The following is a 23,514-nucleotide window of genomic DNA, read 5'->3' as shown; positions in this document are numbered from 1 at the left end:
CACTGATGATAACAAATTTGTTAACATTGTAACAGGAAAGCACTTGAAAATGAAAGGGTTATGCATCTTGAATTACACCCAAAAGCCCCCATATAGGAGGGGAATAGCAAAAATCCCGAAACTAGGGATAATGAAATTCGCAAGAAACATCCTATAAGGAGTCATCATGAAAATGCGTAATCTAATTAATGTACTTGCTGGTTTATTTGCCGCTGCGGTATTGCTTGCTAGCAATCCCGTATTCGCTGAGGCATCTTTGCCAGAGATATATCAAGCCGTGCAATCTGGGCAGTTGGCTAAAGCTGATGCCATGATGAAAGAGGTTTTGCAGAACCATCCTAATAGTGCCAAAGCGCACTATGTAGCTGCTGAGCTTTATCTTAAAGAAGGTAAGCTCGATGCCGCACGCAATCACTTTGTCAAAGCAGAAAATCTTGCGCCAGGATTGCCATTTGCTCAACCGGAGTCTGTACAAAAACTCCAAGTGCAGCTCGCTAGTGGTGCAGTAGGCCCTGCCGCTGCTCAAGGCTCAATTTTTAGCAATCCAATCTTTTGGGGTTTGATTGCGATCTTGGTAGTAGGCATCATTATTGTGATGAGACGTCGTAAGGCTGAAGCTGTGCAGGTCTACAACGCACCTAGCGCTGGTTACCCTGGTACTCCAGGTGGTCCTCCTGCTGGTTATCCAGGTGGTCCTGGCTACCCTGGAGCTCCAGCTGCAGGTGGCATGGGAAGTGGCTTGATGGGTAGCTTGGCTACTGGCGCTGCTTTAGGTGCTGGCATGGTTGCTGGTCAAGCCTTAGCAAATAATCTCATGGGCGGTCACGATGGCGGCCATTCCAGTGCAAACCCAAATCCGAATCTCACTCAAGTTGGCGGCCCCGCATCTTTAGATCCTAACTTTGGTGTGAATGACGCCAGCTCTTGGGATGATGGAGGTTCTAGTTCGTGGGATGACGGTGGTGGCGACTTTATGAGTGATGTCTGATTACATGGGAGCATGGCAATAGTACGCGCCTAATAAAAAACCACCGAGATTCGGTGGTTTTTTATTTGAAGCAACAGTCATTAATATCTAACAAGCCTTACTTAATCATGCCCGCGTTCTTAGCATCTTCCATAGCTTGAGCTGTTTTCTCTTTTATGAAAGGAGGCATCTTGGCTAACGGTACATCTACCAATACAAATCCAGACTCTTCCAGTTTCTTTTTGGTCTCAGGGTCGGCATTGAGCTGTGCAAAGTAGTCAGACATCTTTTGCTGTAAGACGAGTGGCGTGGCTTTTGGCAAGGCAACGCCGCGATAAGCACCGTCAACCCAGTTCAAACCCAGCTCTTTAAAGGTGGGCACATCTGGTAGCGCAGGGTTGCGTTTTTCAGTGGCGATCGCAAGAGTACGTACTTTGCCTTTTTGCTGAATCGCTAATGGCAGGTAACCCATCGCGCCATCGACGTGCATCCCAATTAAAGCGGTAATCAAATCACCGGTACCTTTAAAAGGAACGTAATTGATTTTGACACCCGCCAGTTTGTTCAAACGCTCCACTGCCATGTGGTTCGCTGAGAACTGGGCTGAGCCTGCTAAAGACATCTTGCCCGGCTCTTTTTTAGCTGCCGCAATAAATTCTTGATAAGTTTTGTAGGGGCTATCTGCAGAAACCATTAAGGCATCGGGCGTGAAGTGATAGTAGTAGATGGCATTAATGTCTTCAGTCTTGTACTGAATACCTTCTTGTAGAGGTTGCAAGATCGTATGGGGAATATTGACACCCACTACCGTAGTGCCGTCAGCAGGATAAGTATTCAGAGCACTCCATACTAGAGCGCCACCAGCACCAGCACGGTTAATCACCACCATGGGTTGTTTAAATTTCTTGGCAGAGATCTCAGCTTGGTAGCGTGCTACTAAGTCAGACTCCCCAGCGGGTGGGAAGGGGATGATGTACTGAATCGTTTTGTCTGGGAAGGGTTGGGCGCCTGCTCCCGACAGCAATCCAAACGAAATAAAACAAGCACTTATGAATTTAATTAACTTCATTTAGAGATCTCCTCGATAACAGCATTCGTCACATCACTCATCATGGCAGTGCCACCTAAATCGCGGGTATGTAACTTTGGATTGGCGGTCACCTTTTCAATGGCGGCCATTAACTTGGCACCTAAAGTTTTTTCACCCAAGAAGTCGAGCATCATCACGGCAGACCAGAAGGTGCCAATGGGATTAGCGAGACCTTTACCCATGATGTCAAAGGCAGAACCATGAATCGGTTCAAACATTGAAGGGTAGCGATGCTCTGGATCAATGTTGCCGGTGGGTGCAATGCCTAAGCTACCTGCAAGTGCAGCAGCTAAGTCACTGAGTACATCAGCATGCAGGTTAGTCGCCACAATGGTGTCTAAAGACTCAGGGCGATTGACCATGCGTGCGGTAGCAGCGTCGACTAATTCTTTATCCCAAGTGACGTCTGGAAAATCTTTAGCCACGATATTAGCGATCTCATCCCACATCACCATACCGTGGCGCTGCGCATTCGATTTAGTAATCACCGTGAGATGCTTGCGAGGACGTGACTGGGCTAACTTAAAGGCGTAACGTTGCACACGCTCAACTCCAACACGGGTGAGGATGCTCATATCGGAAGCCACTTCAATCGGATGGCCTTGGTGTGCTCTGCCACCTAAGCCAGAGTATTCGCCTTCGGAGTTCTCACGCACGATCACCCAATCGAGTTGATCCGGTTTGCAATTGCGTAGCGGAGTTTCAATACCAGGCAGAATGCGAGTAGGGCGCACGTTCGCATATTGATCAAAGCCTTGGCAAATCTTTAAACGCAATCCCCACAGCGTAATGTGATCCGGAATCTTTGGGTCGCCAGCTGAGCCAAACAAGATGGCATCTTTGGAGCGCAAAGGATCAAGACCATCCTCGGGCATCATGATGCCGTGCTTACGGTAGTAGTCACCACCCCAATCGAAGTGCTCAAACTCAAAAGCGACTTCAGGATGTTTTTTGCTTAAAGCGTTTAAAACCTTTTCGCATTCAGGAATAACTTCTTTGCCAATTCCATCGCCTGGAATGGATGCAATTTTGTACGTCTTCATGTGTCTCCTACTGTTTTTTATATAAGCTACTTCAGCAGTAACTTCTAGAGCCATTATGCAATCGCTTGTCCCCAAGTTTCCTTAGGGTGAACTCGGGTATGCCCATAAAAAGAGCGGTGAAATGGCGCCCATAGCCCCAAAACAACAAAAACCACCTCATTTTTACGGTTTTTACATATACTGTATAAACATACAGTATATTAATGACTATGACGCAACAAATGACCTCCCCAAAAGTAACCCTTAGCCAGGCCCCACAAGCCTTAGCTGGTCATTTTGCCGCCTATGAGTTCAAGCTCCTGAGTCATCGGATTTCTGCTGGGTTCCCCAGTCCAGCAGCAGATTACGCTGAGGATGGTTTAGATCTCAATCATTACCTAGTACAAAACAAACCAGCCACCTTCATGTTCACTGTGAAGGGGGATTCGATGCTGGGTGCGGGGATTTGCGATGGCGATAAGGTAGTTGTGGATAAAGCCCTCAAACCAAAACACAAAGACATCGTGGTAGCAGTGGTAGATGGTGAATACACCATCAAGCGCCTCTATCAATTACGTGGCCGCATTGAACTTCAACCTGAAAACCCCAACTATCAACCTATCACCTTTAGTGAAGGTAGTGAGTTGCAAATCTGGGGTGTTGTCGTTGGCGTTGTGCGTAAGTACAGCAATGCCAGCACAAGATATAGCAAAGGGAGCAAGCAATGAGTACCTATTCACCATCAAACTCCTTATTCGCCTTAGTCGATGTGAATAACTTCTATGTTTCTTGCGAACGGGTGTTTCAGCCTAAGTTAGAAGAAGTGCCGATGGTGGTGCTCTCAAACAATGATGGTTGCGCGGTAGCGCGCAGTGCCGAAGTCAAGGCCTTAGGTGTAAAGATGGGAACACCTTGGTTTCAGATGCAAGATCTGGCAAAAAAGCATGGCATTCAAGCTTACTCATCGAATTACACCTTATACGGTGATATGAGTAACCGCGTAGTGCAAGTATTGCGCAGCTTTACACCTCATCTTGAGGTTTACAGTATCGATGAGAGTTTCTTACAAATTGAGACTGTCTTAAAACCATATCAAGACACGATTGAGTTAGGTCAAAAGATTAAACAGCAGGTCAAAGACACCACTGGCTTGCCAGTATGTGTTGGCATTGGCGCGAGTAAGACCTTAGCTAAGCTGGCTAATCACTTGGCTAAAAAACACAAACAGTTTTCCGGTGTGTGTGATGTCAATGCTATGAATAAAGAAGAGCTCTATCAGTGGATGAGTGAGACTGAGGTAGGTGAGGTGTGGGGTATCGGCAGGCAAATTGCCAAGAAACTCAAGGCACAACATATTCATAGCGTGTTCGATCTCTTGCAAGCTTCACCACAGGCAATGCGTCAGCAGTTTGGTGTGGTGATGGAGCGCCTTTGTTATGAACTGCGAGGTGTCTCTTGTCTCAGGCTAGAAGAAGTGGCGCCAACCAAACAGCAAATCATTGCCTCCCGTAGCTTTGGTAAGTTGGTCACGAGTCAGGCAGAGCTGGCCCAATCCGTCGCCACCCATGCAGCGCGGGCAGCAGAGAAGTTAAGAAGCCAAGACAGCGTGACGGGTGCGCTCACAGTATTTATTCAGACAAATCCGTTTAAGCAACATGAGCCACAGCATCATCAAAGTGTCACGATTCCACTATCAGATGCAACAGATAACACGCTGACGTTAACCAATGCAGCACTAGCAGGCCTTCAACAAATTTATCAGCCGAACTTTCGTTACAAGAAGGCGGGCGTCATTCTTAATCTGATTAGCGATAAGCCAACGATTCAGCAATCCCTCTTTGAAGATATAGAAAGTAAAGGTAAGTCTGCACACCTCATGAAAGCTATGGACCAGATCAATACTCGTTTTGGTAATGCGGTAGTCAGATCTGCAGCTGCCGGTACAAACGGCAGCAAGCAAGTATGGCAAATGCGTTCAGGAAACAAGTCGCCAAACTACACCACCCAGTGGGATGAATTACCAGTAGCTGGTTAAGAGAAAGAGATGAAAAACAACAGTAAAACTAAGTATTGATCACTAGCTCATTTCATGAGCTTTTGAACCACTAATTTGAATACATAGCAGCAAATTAAATAGCAAACAAGGAGAAAACAAATGGAAACATTAAGCAATCTAATGAACAACTTTAATGGCATCTCATTGGCCGTGATCATGATTCTGTCTTACTGCGCTGTGTTGAAAAACACCAAGCGTCATGAGGGTGAAACAAAGCAAGTATTTAATCGCAGATATCAGTAAAAGATAGTAAATGCAGTAGGTAGAAGGGGAATAAGGAAATCACGGATTCCTTATTCCCTTGCTCTTTTAAGCGGCCTTCAGTTCAAATTTAATAATCTTTCCCAGGGCAGTCGCCGCACTAGCAAGCGTAATGAGTGTCAGGCTGGTATCGCTCTCATCAAGTAGGCGATTTAGGGCTGCACGGCTAGTATGCATTTTCTTAGCCATGGATGTTTTAGTGAGATTTTGTTTTTCCATTTCTCGCTCTATTTGCCAGGCTATAACGCGTTTCACTGCAATAGCAGTCGATTCCTCAAGAAGGGACTCCTCCCTTAGGAAATCGTCAAACTTACTGCCAATATTTTTTTTCTTCATAAACGTTTCCTTAACTGCTTAACTCTGGACTTTGCTAGGTCTAAATCTGGTTTTGGAGTCTTCCGCTGCTTTTTTATAAATGCATGGATCAAAACCATGGCGTTACCATCCAAAACAAATAGCACTCTGGCAATACCACTACTCAACTTGCTTCGAACCTCCCAAATGTCGTTATCAACATATCGCACTAGAGGCATGCCAAGAGGCCAACCAAATTGAACAGTTTTAAGATCTTCGCCCATTAATTTCTTATCTTTAGTAGATAGTGCTTTTAACCACTCCCTAACTGGTTCATTACTTGTATCGGAAGCAAAAAAGTACACATCTAGAATTGGAGTTTTCATCCCGATAGCGTACCAATAATGATACATATATTACATCAGAAATTACTGATTTGCTTGTAGGAATAAATGATTGATGAGTTAATGCAAAAAAGAACTCCTTATTCCCTAATTCTTTTTAGACTTTGCATAATGACTGCATTAGTAATCAAAGTCACAATCATCATCGTAAAAACGATAATCTAATAGGATGTCTTTACGCGTCTTATGTTGCCAATGCAGCCGGTCTTTTAAAGCGTCATATTTAATGGTGTCGGCGTACTCATTAAAATAGTCATCATCTTCAGAGTGATAGTGGTGAATCCGCATCATTACCTCCTAGCGTTGTTAGGTTTTTGACCCAAAGACTGAGGAGCAATCTAAAAACAGGCGGTAAACCAATCAGTATTTCGCTCCGCAGATCTAATGCTTGTGCGAAGTCTGAGTAAACTGTGATGACATGTCTATCAAAAAGTAGAAAATTTTGTATAAAACTCAAAATCATTGCCAAAAAACGACAGCGATCAAAGTGAAAGTAGTTGGTAAGCGACTATGACTCTTGAGAATCAGCTGTCTAAGGATGCCAATCCCTGCTTTGAATGTGGCCAATGCTGTCAGCATTTTCGGGTGAGTTTTTACCATGGAGAAATTGCCGGTAATGGTGCGGGTGTCGTTCCAGGAGAGCTGACAACAAAGCTTACAGACCACTTAGCCTGTATGAAGGGCACGGAAAAAGGTGGAGCGCCTTGTGTCGCGCTACGACATACCCAAGCAGAAGGCTGGCGTTGCTCTATCTATGAGCAGCGTCCCAGTCCTTGCCGAGAATTTAATATCCTCAACGAGGATGGAACACCTAACCCTGATTGCTTAAGACTACAAGAGGTCGCGAAACAGCGACGCCAAGAATTACCTTAACGCATATTCAAGGTCTTCGCGATCTGGCTAAATGCGGCGTACTCTTGATTGAGTTTATCTTGTAGTTCTTTGCCAGTTAAGATTGCAGAGGACTCACCAACTTCATCTAAGTAGCGCAATGTGTCAGGCTCTTTCATTGCCTTGCTATAAGCCTGAACAATTTGATTGATGCGTTCAGGTTTAGTGCCTTTAGGGGCTAAGATAATGCGCCAAAGCAAAGTCTCTTCTTTTGCAAGACCAATATCTTTTAATGAGCTTGCGTTAGGAAACTGTGCATTTCTATTCACAGAGGAAACTAAGAGACATTTCGCCTTACCAATATTGGCATGTTGTATTACCGGTGGAATAGAACCCACATAAATATCAATCTGATTGGATAAGAAACCAATAATAGTTTCACCAGCGCCTTTGTAGGGAACATCAACCGCTTCAATATTCTGTGGTCTAAAGATGCGCTCAGCAGCTAGCTGTGCTGGGCCGCCAAGACCATCAGTGCCGTAGGTATATTTTTTAGGATTCTTACGCAGCTCTTCCATCAAGGATTTGCCATCATTTGCCGGAAAGTCAGGGCGCACACAAAAGATATAAGGCGCAGTAGAAAGCTGAATCACCGGAATATAGTCACTTGGGGTGTAGGGTACTTTGCTGGTCTGTGGAACTACTGTCACCGGTGAAGGCCACACGCCAGCAAGCGTATAGCCATCAGGCGCAGAGTTCACTACTTGGGCAAGACCAATCGTGCCGCCTGCACCAGGAACGTTCTGAATACTGATTGGTCCACCAATAAAACGCTGCGCATCTTTCGACACTACTCTAAAAAGTGCATCAGTGCCGCCACCCGGTGCGGTAGGCACAATCAATTTAGTCACTGTTTGTGCAGATAATGGGCTTTGCAATAAACAGGTAGCGCTCAGACCAAATAGACCTTTAGCAATTTGTTGAAGGAGAGAGTGGCGCATAGGAGTGTCCTAGTCTAAAAATGAAAAAGCGTTTTAGGGTTATTGATGAAAATATCTTCCCAAATTGCTGGATCGTCAACTGCTGACTGAATCCAGTCGATGCAATCAGTATAAGTAAATAAATTTTCATGGCTAAGCCAGGGCCAATCGCTAGCCCAGACCAATTGTTTTGGATTTGCTGCGATCAAAGCATCGATGTAGGGCTTAATGCTAACGCCATTTAAATGGCCTAAGCGATATGGCGCAGAAAGCTTGACCCATACCTTGCCAGCATCAAGACCTCGCAAAGTATTCTGAAAGGAAGGACTATGAATACCGAGTTTTGGATCGGGATTGCCAAAGTGATCCAGAACCACAGTAGCGCCGCTTGCCAAAATTTGAGGAACGATATATTCCTGCAGGTGATCCTCTAAAAATAACTCGATATGCAGACCAAGGTCTTTTGCTAAACCAAGTAAGGTTCGATATTCAGGGCTATCGATATCGGGAATAGATTTCTTTTTAATCCAATTAAGACGAATACCTACAACACCAAGCTCTCGCATCAATAGCAATTGGCGCTCTAAATCAGATTTAGACAAACTTGGATCGGCGATGATCGTGCCACGGAGTGTATTGGGGTATCGACGGAGTGCTTCTAATAAGAGGGTGTTGTTAGGACCATAAAAACTAGGCGCTGTTAGCACCCCATGAGAAATGCCATGCGCACCCAAAACAGAAAGATATTCTTCAGCGCTGACATCGCGCATCGGGCGAGAATGGATTTCAGGGGCCAAAGGAAGGTCCACCGCCATGATGTGAGCGTGGCAATCAATTCCAGTGACGACCTGTTTTTCTTGCATCTGTCTCTCGGTTCATCCTTATAATTCTGTAAAAAGGAGACTACCATGCCGCAGCAAGATGGCCCAATGCACTTAGGTACAAGGTTGCGCAAGCTAATTAATGAGAGAAGAGGCTTGCTAGTGCCAGGAGCGGGCAATGCCCTAGCTGCTAGAGTGATTGAAGATGCTGGCTTTGAGGCAGTCTATCTCAGTGGGGCAGGTCTCACTAATCAGTTCTATGGTATTCCGGATCTGGGCTTTATTGGCTTGAATGATGTTGCGGCACACACGGCTGCCATTCGAGATGTGATTCGACTTCCTCTCATTGTGGACATTGATGTAGGCTTTGGGAATGCAGTCAATGTTCATCACACTATTAAAGTGCTCGAGCGTGCAGGTGCGAATGCGGTACAAATCGAAGATCAAGCCATGCCTAAGCGTTGCGGCCACTTTGCAGGTAAAACGATCATTAGCAAAGAAGAGATGTGCGGCAAGATTGAAGCTGCAGTCGATGCGCGCACCCATGATGATTTTTTAATCATCGCCAGAACCGATGCTAGATCTGTTTATGGGCTTGAAGATGCACTCGAACGAGCGCAAAGCTATGCGCAAGCTGGTGCAGATATGACATTCATTGAGGCACCAGAGAGCGTAGAGGAAATGAAACTCATCGCAGCACAAACATATTGCCCACAGCTGATCAATATCGTCATTGGTGGCAAAACACCATCATTGCCAGCCAAAGACCTCGCTGCAATGGGTTTTGGAATCGTGCTCTATGCTAATGCTACTTTACAGGGCGCAGTCCGCGGTATGAGCAATGCCTTAGAGCATCTCAAGAAAACTGGTGAGCTCAAAGAAGACTCTGCATTAGTAGCCACTTTTGCAGAGCGCCAAAGCGTTGTGAAAAAAGAAGACTTCGATGCATTAGAAAAGAAGTTCTCGTAAAGCAAAAAACATTAATCTAAATTAAATATGACACTAAGCAAAATCCTAGCATCTCTCATTTCGCTAACACTCGCACTAATAGGCACATCAGTATTGGCTGCTGACCCTTGGCCAAATCGCCCAATTAAGTTTGTGGTGGGCTTTGGTCCAGGTGGCGCAAATGATTTGGTAGCACGGGCAGTAGCAGAAGGGGTAAGCAAGCAATTAGGTCAGCCTGTGATTGTGGAGAACAAGCCAGGTGCTGGATCTGTTGTGGGCGGTGACTATGTGGCTAAGAGTGCACCAGATGGTTATACCTTTTATGCTGGCGCTGCCGGTGGAGTAGTCACCATTCCGATGCTCCGTAGCAATATGCCCTATAAGCAAGAAGATTTAGTGCCCGTAGGCATGATGGCAGTAAGCCCATCCATTATTGTGGTTAATAGCGAATCACCGATTCAGAATTTTAAAGAGTTATTGGCTAAAGCAAGTAATAAACCTGGTTTGACTTTTGCGACTGCAGGTACAGGCAGTACACCGCACTTTGTTGCAGAGATGCTCAAGCTATTTGCTGGGGGCGGTACTTATGAAATCGTGCCTTATAAGAGCGGATCAGAGGCAGTCTTTTCGATAGTGTCTAAACAAGTTGATGCTACATCAGAGGCTAGCGTTGTGGTATTGCCACAAATTGAGGGTGGTAAACTCAAACCGCTGGCGTCCACTTGGAATAAGCGCATTACCCGTTTACCCAATGTACCGACTACCAAAGAGCTGGGTTATCCCAATATCTTTATTGGTCACTGGTCCGGCATCTTTGCACCGAAAGGCACGCCAGCTGAAGTCATCACTAAAATGAACCAAGCGATTCAGGCCGCATTAGATACCAATGCGCTGAAAGCTAGACTCATTCCACAAGGTATTGAGCCAGCCCCGGGCTCACAAGCAGATTTCATTAAATTCTTAATGGAAGAGCGCAAGCGTCTGCAGCCGATAGTGAAGAACGCCAATATGAAAGACGAGTAAGTCGTCATGAATAAAGTATTGCCTCGTTTAGGTTTTTTGATTCCACCTGGCAACCCTAATACTGAAGGTGAAGTCATCAAGATGGCTGGTTCTGAGTATTCCATTCACTTTACGCGCATGGTGGCTCATGGTGAAACAGGCAGTCTTGAGGGGCAAGATGAACGCAATCAAGCACAAATCGATCATTTGCCTGAAAACATTGAGCTTCTCAAACTCGTAAAACCTGCGGTAGTAGCGATGGCGCATACCGCTAGTAGTTACACCCTTGGTAAAACAGGCGAAGCTGAATTAATTCAAAAGCTAGAGGATCAATACCAAGTACCTTTCATTACCGCCTTTGGTAGTGTTGTGAAAGCACTGCATCAGATCAAAGCAAAAAGAATTGCCTTTGGAACGCCTTATAGCGAGCAGAATACCTTGCGTTGCAAAAATCTATTAGAGGCTTATGGCTTTGAAGTAGTGAATTTCGGCAACTTGCCTGGTGTTAAAAATATTTATGATGAAACTACTGAGCGTGCGCTCCAACTAGTGCATCAAGTCAATAGCCCTGACGCGGACGCTATTTTTGTTAGCGGTGTCGGAATGCCGACGATAGATATTCTGGCGCAAGGCGAGGCTGAGACAGGTAAGCCGATAATTTCGAGTATTGCGGCTACGATGTGGAATGCACTCCAAGTTGCAAAGGCAAAAAGCAGTATTAAAAACTTTGGCGGTTTACTTGCTGGAAGGTACTAAAGTGAAAATATTCAAATATTCATTAGCTGCATTAGTAATCACGGTCGCTTCTATATCTTATGGCGCGCCATTTCCAGATAAACCAGTTCGCTTGATTGTTCCTTTTACTGCAGGAGGTAATGTTGATAACTCTGCTCGCACTATTGGGCAGGGATTGACTGAACAATTGGGTCAAGGTGTAATCGTAGAAAATAAGCCTGGTGCCAATACTCTTATTGGCGCTGAGTTTCTGGCACGCGCTAATCCAGATGGCTATACCTTGTTATTGGGTACACCTGAGAGTCTGGCAATTAATCCCCATGTTTATAAAAAGATTAACTATGATCCACTTAAAGACTTTACTCCTGTGGGCTTGGTAGGCAATTTTCCATTTGCATTAGTAGTCAATCCAAAGTTACCTGCCAAAAATATCAAAGAGTTTGTTGCTCTGGCAAAAAGTGCACCTGGAAAAATGAATTATTCATCATGGGGTGTAGGTAGTACGTCGCAAATTACCTTTGAAAAGTTCAATCAGGTGGCTGGTATTGATCTCGTCCATATTCCATTTCAGGGTGCAGCCCCAGCGATTACTGCTATTGCAGCCGATGAAGTACAAGCAATGATGGTCCCGCTTTCAGTTGCCTTACCGCAGGCAGCAGGTGGCAAAGTCAAAATCTTGGGTATTACTACTAGTCAACGGTTTGCTAGTGCCCCTGATATTCAGACCTTTCAAGAACAGGGTTATTCGGTAGTGATGAGTGGCTGGCACTTAATTGTGGCGCCCAAGAAAACGAGCCCAGCAGTATTGCAAAAGCTAAATCAAAGTCTTAACAAAGCGCTCGAAACTCAAACCACTAAAGACGCATTAATCAAGATTGGTATTGAACCTAGCCCGGGATCTATGGCGCAAGCTACTAAGCTCATGCACACTGAATATGAGCGCTGGGGTAAGACTGCTAAAGATGCCGGAATTACGATTGAGAAAGCAGAATAGATCAGTAGAGTAAATAAGTTACTACTCTGGCTTAATCCCTGACTTCTTAATCAATGTAGTCCAAAGCTCAATTTCAGACTTTAAGAAATTGTTATAAGCATTCACACCCAAGGGTGGAATCACAAAGCCCACTGACTCAATGCGTTGTTTGACTTCAGGGGTTTGCAAAGCCTGGATCATGGCGGCCTCTAACTTATCTAAGACAGGTTTAGGTGTTCCTTTGGGAGCACTAATCCCAGCCCATGAGAGCGCCTGAAATCCTGGGTAACCACTTTCTGCCACGGTAGGCACAGTAGGGTAGAGCGCATTGCGTTGCAAACTGCTCACCGCAATCGGGCGCAATTTACCAGAGGCAACATAAGGCAAAGCCGCATCTTGATTAATAAAGATCATCGGGATTTCATTGGCGAGGATGGCGTTCATAAGTGGGCCACCACCACGATACGGAATGCCAACGATCGGTAGCGGATTGCAGTTCGTTTTGTTCTTTACGTCAGCGCAGGTGTTGGTTGCTTGACGCAGTAGCTCCATCGCCATATGACCTGACGAAGCGTAGGTGTAGCCATAGTCCAGCTTGCCAGGATTCTTGCGTGCAAAATCAACAATATCTTTGAGTGTCTTAAATGGACGATCTGGGTTGACGACCAACACATTAGGGCCTAAATCAATTAAAGAAATATGGGCAAAGTCTTTTATAGAGTCATATTTGAGGTTGGGATCCAAGCCATGGGCAACCGCGTTTTGACCTACGCCAGTCATGACTAAGGTATAGCCATCAGCTGGTGCACCAGCAGCTCTCTCAGCGCCAATGACGCCACCACCACCACCGATGTTCTCAATTACAAAGGCTTGCTTGAATATTTTGGTTAGTTGTTCTGCAGAAATTCGCGCCATCAGATCAGTGGTACCACCAGGCGGAAAGGGCACAATAATTTTGACGGGCTTGCTTGGATATTCGGACTGAGCGAATGCAGGAAGATAACTGGCGCATAAGAGGGCGCCAATCAGAAATGCCTTATTTAACTTAGTGAAAATAGTAAAGAAGGAATGCCCAGTCATTGATAGATCCTTGTGAATAAATATCTCTATTAGTAATGAAAGCTAGGGTAATTAATTGGCTGCCAGAAAACAAGTGCAGGTATACCCTTTCCTTCATATCAGGCATTAATATAGGGCTATTCAAACGAGTGCCTAAAACAATGTCCAAAAAGACCAAAGAATCCCTGCGCAGTGCCCGTTGGTTTGAGCCCGATGATTTGCGTTCATTTGGACACCGCTCGCGCGCCATGCAAATGGGCTACGGTCCTGAGGATTGGTCTGGCAAGCCCGTGATTGCCATTGTGAATACTTGGTCAGACATCAATCCTTGCCACACGCATTTCAAGCAACGCGTGGAAGATGTCAAGCGTGGTATTTTGCAAGCCGGTGGGCTTCCAATTGAACTGCCAGCAATTTCGCTTTCAGAGACATACGTCAAACCAACCACCATGCTCTATCGTAATATGCTCGCGATGGAAACCGAAGAGCTGATTCGCTCTCATCCAATCGATGGTGCAGTGCTGATGGGTGGCTGTGACAAAACTACTCCCGGTTTAGTGATGGGCGCGTTATCTGCTGGACTACCATTTGTTTACTTGCCTGCTGGTCCGATGCTGCGCGGTAATTGGAAAGGCAAAGTATTAGGTTCGGGTTCTGATGCCTGGAAGTATTGGGATGAGCGCCGCGCTGGCAATATCTCTGAAGCGCAGTGGCTCGAAGTTGAAGGCGGCATTGCTCGCAGTCATGGAACTTGTATGACGATGGGCACTGCTGCAACGATGATGGGTATTGCTGAAGCATTAGGTCTCACATTACCTGGTGCATCCAGTATTCCGGCAGCAGATGCCAGTCACCCACGTATGGCTGCAGCTTGTGGCAGAAGAATTGTTGAGATGGTGTGGGAAGACCTCACTCCTGCAAAAATCTTAAACAAGACAAACTTCCTCAATGCCATTAATGCAGCGATGGCGATGGGTTGCAGTACAAACGCCATCATTCATTTAATTGCGATGTCGCGGCGTGCCGGTACAGAATGCACCGTGAGCTTAGAAGATTTTGATTTGGCCAGCAGAAAAGTTCCAGTGATAGCCAATATCCGTCCTAGTGGCGATCAATATCTGATGGAGGATTTTTATTACGCTGGTGGCATGCCTGCATTACTCAAACAAATGGGCTCTCATCTCAACCTCAGTGCGATGACGGTCACCGGTAAGACGATTGGTGAGAATATTCAAAACGCAGAGGTGCATAACGAAGACGTTATTAGACCGCTGGGTAATGCAATCTATCAAGAGGGCGCGCTCGCTGTACTCAAAGGCAATATCGCTCCAGGTGGCGCAGTGATTAAACCCAGCGCTTGTGCCGAGAAGTTCTTAAAACACACTGGCCCAGCCTTAGTATTTGATAGCTATCCCGAAATGAAAAAAGCTGTTGAAGATGAAAATCTTGACGTCACTGAAAACCACATTCTCGTTCTCAGAAACGCCGGGCCTAAAGGTGGACCAGGTATGCCAGAGTGGGGCATGTTACCTATCCCGGTGAAGTTGGTAAAACAAGGCGTGCGCGACATGTTGCGTTTATCGGATGCACGCATGAGTGGTACTAGTTATGGCGCCTGCATATTGCATGCCTCACCAGAGTCTTATATCGGCGGTCCATTAGCCCTCATTAAAACGGGTGACCTTATCACTGTCGATGTGCCTAATCGCAAAATTCATCTTGAGATTAGTGATGAGGAGCTGGCTCACAGAAAAGCCAAATGGACACCACCAGTACCTCAATATGAACGTGGTTATGGTTGGATGTTTAGCCAACATATCTTGCAGGCAGAAGACGGGTGTGATTTTGACTTCCTGGAAACTGGCTTTGGGAAGCCGGTTCCTGAGCCAGATATATTCTAGTAAGGCAAAAGATGCCTTCATTGAGGCGTCCTATTCAATAGAGTGCTTATTAGGGTGCATGCACCTATCTAAGCATTTCATGCACTAATACAGTCAATTTCCTGAAAATCCAAGCAATCACCTTTATAGAATCGAAGATGCCCAGCAATGCATGCCATTTGCAAAGCTTTGCTACACTGGAAAAAAGTACTACCAAAACTAAGGAGATTAAGCATGAAATCACGCATTTCTACATTGCTGGCAGCATTAGTCATTGGCCTTTCTGCCAATGTGTCTGCAAAAGATACTGTCAAGATTGCCTATATTGGGCCTTTAACCGGGGGCGTTTCAGCCAATGGTATTGGTGGACGAAACTCTGCTGACTTAGCGGTACGACTCAAAAACCAAGACCCCAATGCGAAATACAAATATGAATTGGTGTCAGCTGATGATGAATGTAAGCCGAACGTAGGCGTACAAGTGGCTACCAAGATTGCTTCTGATAACTCCATTATCGCGGGCGTGACTCACTATTGCTCCGCAGTAGCGATGAGCACCGTAGACGTTTATCACAAGTTTGGTTTGCCAGTGATGGTGTGGGGCGCGGTGCTTCCAGAAATCACCTATGGCAATGACTACAAAGAAATTCATCGCGTGAACGGTACGATGATTAATCAAAACGAAGTTGCTGCCAAGTTTTTAACTGGTCTCGGTTATAAAAAGTGGGTGATTATTCATGACACTACTGATTACGGCAAAGGACATAACAAGTATTTCAGTCAGTACCTCAATAAAAATGGTGGACAAATCCTCGGTACATTCGGAGTAACAGCTGATCAGCAGGACTTCACTGCAGAGCTCACCAAGATCAAAGAGTTAAAACCAGAAGTGGTTTACTTTGGCGGCCTGACACCCATTGGTATTCGTATTCGTACACAAATGGATCGCTTAGGAATTAAGGCGGTCTTTGAAGGTACCTCTGGTATTAAATCTGACGCCTATATTGAAGGCTTGGGCAAGCTCTCTGAAGGTTCCCTCTCTTTTATCGAAGGCGCTCCTTGGGAAAAATTACCAGGCGGTCTTGAGTTCATTGCTAAGTACAACCAACAAAAATACCCAGATGCACCAGAGGCCTATGGTCCATTTGCCTACACTGCTGCAAACCTCATCATGGCTGCAATTGAAAAAGCAGGTCCTGATCGTAAAAAAGTGATGGCAGTATTAAATAAAACTCAAAACGTTGAGACTGTGATCGGTAAGGTTAGCTTTGATGATCACCGTCAAAACATCGTTCCTCTGATTTCTAAATATGTTGCCCAGGATGGTAAGTGGGTCGTGTGGGAAGACAGTCAGTACGCTAAGGGGCAACGTAAATTAGGTCAATAAGCTCTTTTGATTTTTTACAGAAGTCAAAGAGGGTAAGCTTGCATGTCATTTGATATTTTTTTGCAGTACCTACTCAATGGTTTGATGTTAGGTGTGATTTATGCAATTGTGGCGGTGGGTTTTACCCTCTACTTTGGTGTACTCGATGTCATTAAGTTTTCGCATGGCGATATTTTGATGGTGGGGGCCTTTGCTGGCCTCACCACCTATATCGGTATCGCGGGAACTTTTGAGTCTCCCTGGTTACAACTGCTGATACTAGTTTTAGTCAGCCTCTCAGTAGCAGCATTTTTGGGCGCTGTTATTGCCCGCTATCTCATCTTGCCTTTGCAAAAGGCGCCCCCGATTAATACTTTGCTCGTGACCTTAATGTTAGGTTTGGCATTGCGTGAAATGGTTCGCCTGTTCTATCCCAATGGCTCCAATCCAAAACCTTTCCCTCGATTGCTGCCAACCGATGGTATCGCTTTAGGGGAGTTCACTTTGCGCTCTGATAGTTTGATTCTTTTGGCAACAGGGATCATTACTATCATTGCCGTTCAAAGACTCATCACCAAAAGCAAAATTGGTTTAGCGATCCGGGCGGTTGCACAAGATAGTGAGACAGCACGCATTATGGGAATTAATTTTCACCAGATTGTGCTGATTACTTTTATGCTCGGTTCAGCGCTAGCTGCTTTGGCGGGCTTGATGAACGGTCTGTATTACAACGAAGTAAATTTCGGTATGGGTTTATTGCTCGGGGTGATTGGCTTTTCAGCTGCAGTTGTTGGCGGTTTAGGTAATTTTTATGGAGCTATTGTGGGCGGCTTCTTATTTGCTGCCCTTCAAACGGTTGGGGCGGTTATATTGCCCGCAATTTTGCCTAGTGTACCTAGTGCCTATAAAGATGTATTTGCATTTACGGTGATCATCATCATCATGGGATTAAAGCCAACCGGCTTGATTTCTGAAAAATCAAGTGAGCGGGTGTAAGTATGAAGTTATTAATCTCTAGTTTTATTGTTTTCCTCATTTATAGCCTCTTATTGTTGGGCGCTGAAAACCAGTTAGAAGTAGGTATTTTGGTGGCCGTCGCTTTTATCGCAAGCGTAGTGGGCAAGAAGATGGGCTTGATGGATCGCCTTGCTAATGCAGTGAGTCAACATCCTCATTTTCCGGCAGTAGCCTCTGTGGCTGGTGTCTTGATTGCGATGGTGGTGTTTTATAACTCTCACTTTGCGCTGTTGATGTTGGCAACGGTCTTGATTTATTCCATTGTGTGTTTGGGCTTAAACATCCAGTTTGGCTATGTGGGGATTGTTAATTTTGCGGGTGCTGCCTTTTTTGGCATTGGCAGCTATACCGCCGCAGTCTTAGCCACGCATACAGCAGTGCCTCATTTATTAGTCTTGTTTATTGCGGCAGCTGTCTCTGCCTTAATTGGCTCAATCTTGATTTACCCTGTGCTCAGAACGCGAGGTCATTACGCCGCTTTAGTGACGATTGCTTTTGGTATCTTGTTCCGGAATTTTTTAGAGGTTAACGATACTTTGGGCGGACCACAAGGCTTAAAAATTCCGCCACTGACAATCTTTGGTTGGAATCTTTCTGAAGGTATTCAGATTGGAGGAATTGAACTCTCCTTCTATATTCCGTACTTGCTCATCGCCTTGATTTTGCTCATTGTCGCTTTTCGTATCACCAGAAATTTAGAGCGCTCCTGGATAGGCTTGAGTATGGATATGGTGCGTACCGATGAGATTGCAGCCTCAACTTTTGGGGTCAATATTGCGCATTGGAAAATCGTCGCCTTTACTCTTGGCAATTTACTGGCCGGCCTTGCAGGCGCCCTATACGGAATGATGACAGCTTATGTCGCGCCCAATAACTTTACTTTTGCAGACTCGCTCATTTTGGTCTCGATTGTAATTTTGGGCGGCATTGGAAATCCTTGGGGCATTATTCCAGCGGCAGCCATTGTGGTCATCCTCCCAGAGAAGCTGCAGTTTATTCAGGAATACCGTTTCTTGTTATATGCCATTGTGGTGATTTTGATTTTGCTCTTTCGCCCAGATGGCCTGCTTCCTAGAAGAATTCGGAACTACTTCCCAGGCAAGAAGGTGGGGGAGTCAGAATGAGCGCTACGATGAATGCTTCCAAAATTTTAGAAGCCAACAACCTGACTATGCGATTTGGTGGGGTTACTGCGCTAGATGATCTAACCATGCATGTCAATGAAGGTGAAGTCCTAGGTCTATTAGGCCCAAACGGTTCAGGCAAGACCACTTTTTTTAACGTCATCACGGGCCTATATCGCGCGAGCTCTGGGAACGTGAGTTTTCGGGGCGAGAATATCACCGATGCGACTGCGCAAGAAGTCTATCTGCACGCGATTACCAGAACGTTTCAGCGCTCCCGTTTGTCATTGCCTTTGACGGTATTTGACAACATCGCGATTGGCGATAATCGCAGGCTAAATACCGGACTGATCTTTAACTTGTTTGCCCGCGATCGATTTGAAAAAGAGTATGACCGCGTTGTCGAGCAAGTCAGCGCTTTGCTATTAACGTTTAACCCCAAACTAGCAGCCAAAATATTTGAGCCTGTAGCTAGTCTGCCAATGATTGATCGGCGTCGGATTGAAATTTGCCGAGCCTTAATCAGTGAGCCTGATCTCTTGTTATTAGATGAGCCATCAGCGGGTATGACCCATGATGAGACTGCAGAGGTCATGAATGATATTTTGCAGGTCCGCAGCAAAATTAAACCATTTACGATTATTTTGATTGAGCACGAAATGAGCTTGATTCAGCGTATGACTGAGCGCTGCATTGTGCTCAACTACGGCAAGAAAATTGCCGAAGGCACTTATGAAGAAATTGTGAGTAACCGTGAAGTTCAGGTTGCCTATCTGGGACAGGAATAATCATGGCCTTATTAGACATCGATCACATCTATACAGCCTACGATCGCATTGACGTCTTAGAGGACGTATCGATCAAGGTTGAGCGCGGACAGATCACGTGTATCTTGGGTGCTAATGGCGCTGGTAAATCCACCCTGATTCGTTCAATTTTGGGTTTAACGCCAGCCAATCGTGGCAAGATTATTTTTAACGACGCCGATATCACCCATCTGCCTACCCATCGCATTATTGAACAAGGTATCGCTTGTGTACCTGAGGGTCGCCGAGTATTTCCACGAATGACCGTTGATGAAAACCTCTCGGCAGGTGCGTATCTCGTGAGTGATCAAAAAGTCATACAAGAGCGCCGCGAGCGGGTGAAGACTTTATTTCCACGCCTGGCAGAACGCGCCAATCAATTAGCGGGAACCATGTCTGGTGGTGAGCAGGCGATGATAGCGATTGGGCGCAGCTTAATGAGTTCTCCCGAACTACTCATTTTTGATGAACCCTCTTTAGGGCTCTCACCTTTGTTTGTGAAAGAGAATTTCAAGATCATCAAAGAGATTAATCAAATGGGTACCACCGTGTTACTCGTTGAGCAAAACGTGCGCCAAACCCTAGCGATTGCCCATCGGGGTTATGTGATTGCTAAAGGGCAGGTGGTTGCTCAAGGAAGCGCTACTGAGCTGGCTGAAAATGCAGAAGTCCAAGCGGCTTATTTTGGCTAAACACCCTTAACCACTTCAGTTTGAGTAAAACAGATAATGACTATTCCTGATCCGATTGCATTAACCCAAGAGTTAATTCGTTTTAATACAGTCAATCCCCCGGGTAATGAAGACCAAGTCTGTAATTACCTCGCATCGATCTTAGAGTCTGCCGGTTTTGAATGTCGCAAAATTGAGTTTGCTCCGCGGCGTATGAGTCTAGTTGCCAAAATTGGATCTTGCAGCGCTGGCAATCCCAGCATCTGCTTTACTGGCCACGTGGATGTTGTTCCCTTAGGCGCCCGCTCATGGAAGCATGAGCCATTTGCCGGCCTGATTGAAGATGGCAAATTATTTGGTCGCGGCTCTAGTGATATGAAAAGTGGTGTTGCTGCATTTGTGGTGGCAGCGATGAAGACTGCCCAGGCTGCTAAAGCAGGTAGCGGTGTGAGTTTGATTATTACCGCAGGCGAAGAGACAGGTTGTGAAGGCGCCTTTCATTTAGCGGCCAGTCAAGAGATCCTCGAGTTTTTAGGACCAGCAGGCTCTTTTGTAGTAGCTGAGCCTACCGCCAACGAGCCACTCATAGGTCATAAAGGGGCTTATTGGCTCAAGGCCTCAACCGAAGGCGTTACCGCGCACGGATCGATGCCAGAGCGTGGTGAGAATGCTTTTTATAAGTTAGCTAAAGCAGCATTAACTTTAGAGAAATTTACCTTTGATACACCAGCGCATCCCTTGATGGGTCAGGGCACCTTAAACGTAGGTACTGCGAAAGCGGGTTTAAATATTAACTCTGTGCCTGATGCCGCTGAAATGACTTTAGATATCCGGACAGTGGCAGGGCAAAGTCATGCCCATATCTACGGTTGTCTTTGCAAAGCATTGGGGCCGATTGTGCGTCTCGATACTATGATTGATATCGAAGGGGTCTATACCCCTGCGAGTGATCCTTGGATGGCAAGCGTGTTTGATCGCTGCGAAAAGATCAATGGCGTGCGACCTGTTGAAAAAACGGTTTCGTACTTTACTGATGCTTCAGCCTTAAAGCCGGTCATCGGTAACCCCCCGACAGTAATTCTAGGCCCTGGCCAACCCGAGATGGCGCACCAGACCGATGAGTTTTGCTATGTCGATAACATTACTGACGCCACCCAGCTCTTTGAAGATCTGATCATGGATTGGCAAAACATTAGGAAATGAATATGAGTGAGCAACAGGGCAAACCCCTTGGTTTAATTGCAGCGGTCAAGCAGATCAGCGAAGGCAAACTTGACCCACAAGCTTTGTTAACGCAATCATTTGAGCTAGCCAATCAATTAGAGCCTAACTTAAAAGCCTTTGTTTCCAGAAACACTTTAGAGGATTTAAAAAAGGCGATTGCGCCTGGACCTTTGTCAGGCATTCCGATTGGAATTAAAGACATTATTAATACCCAAGACTTGATCACCACCAATGGTTCACCAATTTACGCCAATCATCGTCCCCAGGAAGATGCGCCGATTGTGCAAAGAATTCGGGCATTGGGCGGGCTGATTTTTGGTAAGACCGTGACGACCCAATTTGCATGGAGAACCCCAGGGCCAACAGTGAACCCTTGGAATTCGGAACATACTCCAGGAGGCTCTTCTAGTGGATCTGCCGCTTCAGTAGCTGCCGGTATTCTGCCGCTTGCCGTCGGTTCTCAGACAGTAGGCTCGATTGTGCGTCCGGCAGCGTTTTGTGGCGTGGTGGGCTTTAAGCCTAGCTTTGGATCAATCATCAAAGAAGGTGTCCACCCGTTTGCTTACTCTTTAGATCACATTGGATTTTTTACTCGCTCAGTTGAGGACGCCGCTTTTGCGTTTCAATTGCTCAAAGATGGCAGTGCCAAAACAGCCCAAATTGTCATACCGGATTTGAAGTTAGCGCATGCGCCCAAAATAGCATTACTTAAAACACCGTTTGATCACTTAATGAGCGCCGAGCAACAGCAAACGCTGCAGTTCGCAGTTGAAAAGTTAGAGCAGGCTGGCGTGAGCGTAAAAACAATGGAGATCCCTGCGCAATACTGGGAGGGCATTGATCAAATGCCAACGATCATGGGCTTTGATGTTGCGCACATTCATCAAAAACACATGGAAAACAATCAAGAACTTCTTTGTGAAAATATTAAAGAGACCGCCACCAAGGGAGCAGAATATTCCCAGGCGCAATATGAAGCGGCCTTAGCAGTGCAAAGTAAATTACGTCACTCTGTTGGTGAGTTATTCAAAGACGTTGATGCTCTTTTGTTGGCACCAGCAACTGGTGAGGCGCCCAAAGGCTTGAGCTGGACCGGTGATCCTTCATTCTGCGCCCTAGGTAGTCTTTTAGGCATTCCAGCAATCAATATTCCTGTAGGTAAGTCTGCCAATGGATTGCCCTTAGGTATTCAGCTGATGGGTAATTACAAAGCAGACGAGGCTTTCTTGAAGGTGGCTAAGTTTACTGAAGAGGCTATTGGCTCTCGTTGAGCAAAAGCGCTTTAGGCTATCTTTGATAAGCGCTTATGATGAGGCAATGAAAACACGTTTGCTGCGCTTGCTTTGGGTATTGCTCGGATCTTCTGTCGCGATTTCTCTTGCCTTGTGGGTGACAAAAACCAACTCCCCACTATTGTTAGCCTCATTGGGCGGCACCACACTTTTTTTATTTGCTCTGACTACCGCTCCTGCTGCGCAGCCCAGGGCAGTCTTTGGCGCGCACCTCATCAGTAGCCTAGTAGGCATCTTGGCTTATCAATTATTTGGCGATGCCTTTTGGGTCTACATTATTGCTTTAGTAGTAACGATCGGCATCTTATTGGTGGTGAGATGTGTGCATCCGCCCGCAGGTGCAAACCCGCTCATTATGATTCAGGCCCATGCGAGTTTTATTCATCTTGGTGTCACAGTATTACTGGGTGTCACTATTATTTTTCTAGTTGCTTATATCTGGAGCCGACTAGGCGTGGGAGTCAGAAAGTATCCAATCTCTTGGACCCAGCCATCGCCACCTTCCTTAAATTGGAGCATCTGGGACCAATAAAATTGATTGACAAAAATGTTCCAAAGTCTGCATAATTAAATCTACATCAAGAGATGGCTTTGTCGCCACAGCAACCTGCTAACGCTAGTAAGGTGCTAAAAAGATGAGACTCAATACCAACAATGGTGATGGGTAATCCAAAGCGACAAACCCACCATTT

General features: G+C 45.8%; 26 protein-coding genes and 1 riboswitch. Of the genes, 18 read left to right on the top strand and 8 right to left on the bottom strand.

What is annotated here, in order from left to right:
• Positions 1 to 166 precede the first annotated feature (166 nt).
• On the top strand, positions 167 to 988 hold the full coding sequence (locus VC178_RS11045; protein WP_323482566.1) for a tetratricopeptide repeat protein: 822 nt from the start codon (positions 167 to 169) through the stop codon (positions 986 to 988).
• 97 nt (positions 989 to 1,085) lie between these two features.
• Here VC178_RS11045 and VC178_RS11040 read toward each other — a convergent pair whose 3' ends face one another.
• The gene (locus VC178_RS11040; RefSeq protein ID WP_323482565.1) at positions 1,086 to 2,036 is read right to left on the bottom strand and encodes a tripartite tricarboxylate transporter substrate binding protein; all 951 of its coding nucleotides are present in this window, start codon (positions 2,034 to 2,036) and stop codon (positions 1,086 to 1,088) included.
• The gene (locus VC178_RS11035; protein ID WP_323482564.1) at positions 2,033 to 3,100 is read right to left on the bottom strand and encodes a tartrate dehydrogenase; all 1,068 of its coding nucleotides are present in this window, start codon (positions 3,098 to 3,100) and stop codon (positions 2,033 to 2,035) included. Before VC178_RS11035 ends, VC178_RS11040 begins: the two co-directional genes overlap by 4 nt.
• Before the next feature lie 203 nt (positions 3,101 to 3,303).
• On the opposite strand from VC178_RS11035, the gene VC178_RS11030 reads away from it, so the two are divergent.
• From VC178_RS11030 to VC178_RS11020, 3 genes are all read left to right on the top strand, one after another.
• Entirely contained in the window at positions 3,304 to 3,807 is a 504-nt protein-coding gene (locus VC178_RS11030; RefSeq protein ID WP_251369948.1) for a LexA family protein, read from the top strand.
• Entirely contained in the window at positions 3,804 to 5,114 is a 1,311-nt protein-coding gene (locus tag VC178_RS11025; RefSeq protein ID WP_323482563.1) for a Y-family DNA polymerase, read from the top strand. Before VC178_RS11030 ends, VC178_RS11025 begins: the two co-directional genes overlap by 4 nt.
• Positions 5,115 to 5,234: 120 nt before the next feature.
• A complete protein-coding gene (locus tag VC178_RS11020) occupies positions 5,235 to 5,378 on the top strand; it encodes a hypothetical protein (RefSeq protein WP_216125488.1) in 144 nt (47 codons plus the stop codon).
• 66 nt (positions 5,379 to 5,444) lie between these two features.
• Here the strand turns inward: VC178_RS11020 and VC178_RS11015 are convergent, their stop codons facing one another.
• The 3 genes from VC178_RS11015 to VC178_RS11005 all read right to left on the bottom strand — a co-directional run bounded on the left by VC178_RS11015 (position 5,445) and on the right by VC178_RS11005 (position 6,385).
• Positions 5,445 to 5,732, bottom strand: coding sequence for an XRE family transcriptional regulator (locus VC178_RS11015; RefSeq protein ID WP_216125490.1), 288 nt, complete (start codon positions 5,730 to 5,732; stop codon positions 5,445 to 5,447).
• A complete protein-coding gene (locus tag VC178_RS11010; RefSeq protein ID WP_215295032.1) occupies positions 5,729 to 6,076 on the bottom strand; it encodes a type II toxin-antitoxin system RelE/ParE family toxin in 348 nt (115 codons plus the stop codon). Before VC178_RS11010 ends, VC178_RS11015 begins: the two co-directional genes overlap by 4 nt.
• 138 nt (positions 6,077 to 6,214) lie before the next feature.
• On the bottom strand, positions 6,215 to 6,385 hold the full coding sequence (locus tag VC178_RS11005; RefSeq protein ID WP_216176065.1) for a hypothetical protein: 171 nt from the start codon (positions 6,383 to 6,385) through the stop codon (positions 6,215 to 6,217).
• A gap of 219 nt (positions 6,386 to 6,604) precedes the next feature.
• On the opposite strand from VC178_RS11005, the gene VC178_RS11000 reads away from it, so the two are divergent.
• Positions 6,605 to 6,967: a YkgJ family cysteine cluster protein gene (locus VC178_RS11000; RefSeq protein ID WP_323482562.1), complete on the top strand. Its 363-nt coding sequence runs from the start codon at positions 6,605 to 6,607 to the stop codon at positions 6,965 to 6,967.
• Here VC178_RS11000 and VC178_RS10995 read toward each other — a convergent pair.
• Entirely contained in the window at positions 6,964 to 7,926 is a 963-nt protein-coding gene (locus tag VC178_RS10995) for a tripartite tricarboxylate transporter substrate binding protein (protein ID WP_323482561.1), read from the bottom strand. The genes VC178_RS11000 and VC178_RS10995 overlap by 4 nt on opposite strands.
• 14 nt (positions 7,927 to 7,940) lie before the next feature.
• On the bottom strand, positions 7,941 to 8,768 hold the full coding sequence (locus tag VC178_RS10990; protein WP_323482560.1) for an amidohydrolase family protein: 828 nt from the start codon (positions 8,766 to 8,768) through the stop codon (positions 7,941 to 7,943).
• Between the two features lie 45 nt (positions 8,769 to 8,813).
• On the opposite strand from VC178_RS10990, the gene VC178_RS10985 reads away from it, so the two are divergent.
• Genes VC178_RS10985 through VC178_RS10970 form a run of 4 tightly spaced genes read left to right on the top strand, consistent with a single transcriptional unit; the run spans position 8,814 to position 12,405 of the window.
• Positions 8,814 to 9,695, top strand: coding sequence for an oxaloacetate decarboxylase (locus VC178_RS10985; RefSeq protein WP_323482559.1), 882 nt, complete (start codon positions 8,814 to 8,816; stop codon positions 9,693 to 9,695).
• A gap of 27 nt (positions 9,696 to 9,722) precedes the next feature.
• The gene (locus tag VC178_RS10980) at positions 9,723 to 10,697 is read left to right on the top strand and encodes a Bug family tripartite tricarboxylate transporter substrate binding protein (protein WP_215295022.1); all 975 of its coding nucleotides are present in this window, start codon (positions 9,723 to 9,725) and stop codon (positions 10,695 to 10,697) included.
• Positions 10,698 to 10,703: 6 nt separating this feature from the next.
• Positions 10,704 to 11,432 carry a hypothetical protein gene (locus VC178_RS10975; RefSeq protein WP_323482558.1) on the top strand — a complete coding sequence of 243 codons (729 nt, stop codon included), beginning with the start codon at positions 10,704 to 10,706 and terminating at the stop codon, positions 11,430 to 11,432.
• A gap of 1 nt (position 11,433) precedes the next feature.
• Positions 11,434 to 12,405: a tripartite tricarboxylate transporter substrate binding protein gene (locus tag VC178_RS10970; protein ID WP_323482557.1), complete on the top strand. Its 972-nt coding sequence runs from the start codon at positions 11,434 to 11,436 to the stop codon at positions 12,403 to 12,405.
• Positions 12,406 to 12,426: 21 nt separating this feature from the next.
• On the opposite strand, the gene VC178_RS10965 is transcribed toward VC178_RS10970, so the two are convergent.
• Positions 12,427 to 13,464, bottom strand: a complete 1,038-nt coding sequence (locus VC178_RS10965) for a tripartite tricarboxylate transporter substrate binding protein (RefSeq protein WP_323482556.1) — start codon at positions 13,462 to 13,464, stop codon at positions 12,427 to 12,429.
• A 140-nt stretch (positions 13,465 to 13,604) separates the two neighbouring features.
• On the opposite strand from VC178_RS10965, the gene araD reads away from it, so the two are divergent.
• The 9 genes from araD (at position 13,605) to VC178_RS10920 (ending at position 23,354) form a co-directional block, all read left to right on the top strand.
• A complete protein-coding gene (gene araD / locus VC178_RS10960) occupies positions 13,605 to 15,344 on the top strand; it encodes an L-arabinonate dehydratase (protein ID WP_323482555.1) in 1,740 nt (579 codons plus the stop codon).
• A gap of 213 nt (positions 15,345 to 15,557) precedes the next feature.
• The gene (locus VC178_RS10955) at positions 15,558 to 16,709 is read left to right on the top strand and encodes a branched-chain amino acid ABC transporter substrate-binding protein (protein ID WP_215295014.1); all 1,152 of its coding nucleotides are present in this window, start codon (positions 15,558 to 15,560) and stop codon (positions 16,707 to 16,709) included.
• A 42-nt stretch (positions 16,710 to 16,751) separates the two neighbouring features.
• Positions 16,752 to 17,684, top strand: a complete 933-nt coding sequence (locus tag VC178_RS10950) for a branched-chain amino acid ABC transporter permease (protein WP_323482554.1) — start codon at positions 16,752 to 16,754, stop codon at positions 17,682 to 17,684.
• Between the two features lie 2 nt (positions 17,685 to 17,686).
• Positions 17,687 to 18,829, top strand: coding sequence for a branched-chain amino acid ABC transporter permease (locus VC178_RS10945; RefSeq protein WP_216176089.1), 1,143 nt, complete (start codon positions 17,687 to 17,689; stop codon positions 18,827 to 18,829).
• Complete coding sequence (locus VC178_RS10940; RefSeq protein WP_323482553.1) at positions 18,826 to 19,617, top strand: ABC transporter ATP-binding protein; 792 nt, start codon at positions 18,826 to 18,828, stop codon at positions 19,615 to 19,617. Before VC178_RS10945 ends, VC178_RS10940 begins: the two co-directional genes overlap by 4 nt.
• A 2-nt stretch (positions 19,618 to 19,619) precedes the next feature.
• Complete coding sequence (locus tag VC178_RS10935) at positions 19,620 to 20,327, top strand: ABC transporter ATP-binding protein (RefSeq protein WP_215295008.1); 708 nt, start codon at positions 19,620 to 19,622, stop codon at positions 20,325 to 20,327.
• Positions 20,328 to 20,363: 36 nt separating this feature from the next.
• Positions 20,364 to 21,509, top strand: coding sequence for a M20 family metallopeptidase (locus VC178_RS10930; RefSeq protein ID WP_323482552.1), 1,146 nt, complete (start codon positions 20,364 to 20,366; stop codon positions 21,507 to 21,509).
• 2 nt (positions 21,510 to 21,511) lie between these two features.
• Positions 21,512 to 22,801, top strand: coding sequence for an amidase (locus VC178_RS10925; RefSeq protein WP_216125521.1), 1,290 nt, complete (start codon positions 21,512 to 21,514; stop codon positions 22,799 to 22,801).
• 46 nt (positions 22,802 to 22,847) lie between these two features.
• On the top strand, positions 22,848 to 23,354 hold the full coding sequence (locus tag VC178_RS10920) for an HPP family protein (protein ID WP_323482551.1): 507 nt from the start codon (positions 22,848 to 22,850) through the stop codon (positions 23,352 to 23,354).
• Positions 23,355 to 23,392: 38 nt separating this feature from the next.
• Positions 23,393 to 23,505: riboswitch (SAM-I-IV-variant riboswitch) on the top strand.
• The last annotated feature ends 9 nt before the right edge of the window (positions 23,506 to 23,514 follow it).

Origin of the sequence: Polynucleobacter sp. AP-Sanab-80-C2 (genome assembly GCF_035012965.1) — a bacterium.
Lineage (GTDB): Bacteria > Pseudomonadota > Gammaproteobacteria > Burkholderiales > Burkholderiaceae > Polynucleobacter.
This window is presented reverse-complemented; position numbering and strand designations above follow the sequence as displayed.